General features: G+C 70.8%; 1 protein-coding gene and 1 pseudogene. One reads left to right on the forward strand and one right to left on the reverse strand.

Annotated elements, in window-relative coordinates; all coding sequences use genetic code 11:
• Nucleotides 1–186: Rieske 2Fe-2S domain-containing protein (locus HUK84_RS22375; RefSeq protein ID WP_176642068.1), on the forward strand; the 186-nt coding region annotated here is incomplete at its 5' end.
• A gap of 193 nt (nucleotides 187–379) precedes the next feature.
• On the opposite strand, the pseudogene HUK84_RS23455 reads toward HUK84_RS22375, so the two are convergent.
• A pseudogene (locus HUK84_RS23455) lies at nucleotides 380–555 on the reverse strand (tyrosine--tRNA ligase); the annotation flags it as partial.

Consider the following 555-nt stretch of genomic DNA (forward strand, 5'->3'; position numbering starts at 1 on the left):
CGCCTGTCGGCGGGGCATGTCGAGGCCGGGCGCCTGGTCTGTCCGTTCCATCTGTGGGCGTTCGACGCGGACGGTCGCCATGTCGGCCCGGACGGAGTGGCGAACCCGGATTGCCGCGTGCCGCGATTCGCCTGCCGGGTGCGGGACGGGGCGGTATGGGTGGAGATGGATGCGGTGATGTCCTGAACGGCGGCCGCCGTTTGGCAGGTTCGGGCGAAAGCCTGTCCGGGACTGTGCGCTGGTGCGTGGGAGCGGCCCGCAGGGCCGCGCCCGGCGTGTGTTTTCGAGCACCGAAGCGGAGTGGCCTTGATGGCCATGAGCATCGTAGCGCAGAAAACGCGCGTTGGACCACCGCCAGCGTGCAGTCCCGGGCAGGCTTTCAGGCGGGGCGTACCAGGATGTGGTGCTTGCGCCCGGAGGACAGTTTGATGGCGCCGTCCATCAGGTCGGCGGTGCCGACCATCTGGCCTTCGTCCTGCACGGTCGCGTCGTTGATGCGCGCGCCGCCGCCGCGGATCAGGCGCCTGGCCTCGCCGTTGCTGGCGGCCAGGCCGG

This window comes from Nguyenibacter vanlangensis, assembly GCF_013376155.1.
Classification (GTDB): Bacteria; Pseudomonadota; Alphaproteobacteria; order Acetobacterales; family Acetobacteraceae; genus Gluconacetobacter; species Gluconacetobacter vanlangensis.